A 715-nucleotide genomic window follows, 5' to 3' on the forward strand; every position below is an offset into this window, starting at 1 on the left:
GATCGCGACTGGGAGACCCGGGCCGGAACGGTGGAGCTGCGCATCCCCAAGCTCCGCAAGGGAACCTATTTTCCCTGCTTCCTCGAGCCGCGGCGCGTGGCCGAGAAGGCGCTCACGGCGGTGATCCAAGAGGCCTATGTGCAGGGCGTCTCGACGCGCTCTGTCGACGATCTCGTCAAAGCCATGGGCGGCTCCGGCGTCTCCAAGAGCCAGGTCAGCCGGCTGTGCGAGGAGATCGACGAGAAGGTCAAAGCCTTTCTCGATCGCCCGATCGAAGGCGATTGGCCCTATGTCTGGATCGACGCGACTTACGTCAAAGTCCGCCAGAACGGCCGTATCGTCTCGGTGGCGGTGATTGTCGCCATCGGCGTCAACAACGACGGACGGCGCGAGGTCCTCGGCATGGACATCGGCCCTTCGGAAGCCGAAACCTTCTGGACCGATTTTCTGCGCAAGCTCCGGCGGCGCGGTCTGCGCGGCGTCAAGCTCGTCGTTTCCGACGCCCACGAGGGCATAAAAGCCGCTGTCGCCAAGGTGATGCACGCCGGCTGGCAGCGTTGCCGGGTGCACTTCATGCGCAACGCGCTCGCTCATGCCGGCAAGAGCGGCCGCCGCGTCGTTTCCGCCTTCATCGCCACGGCTTTCGCGCAGGACGACGCCGACGCCGCCAAAGCGCAGTGGCGCAAGGTCGCCGATCAGCTCCGGCCCACCTTGC

The 715-nt window shown here is 65.7% G+C and carries 1 protein-coding gene; it reads left to right on the top strand.

The annotated features are described in order from the left end of the window. On the top strand, nucleotides 1-715 hold a 715-nt coding region (locus tag FMZ75_RS21210), incomplete at both ends, for an IS256 family transposase (RefSeq protein ID WP_166146307.1).

Origin of the sequence: Methylosinus sp. RM1 (assembly GCF_011378635.1) — a bacterium.
Classification (GTDB): domain Bacteria; phylum Pseudomonadota; class Alphaproteobacteria; order Rhizobiales; family Beijerinckiaceae; genus Methylosinus; species Methylosinus sporium.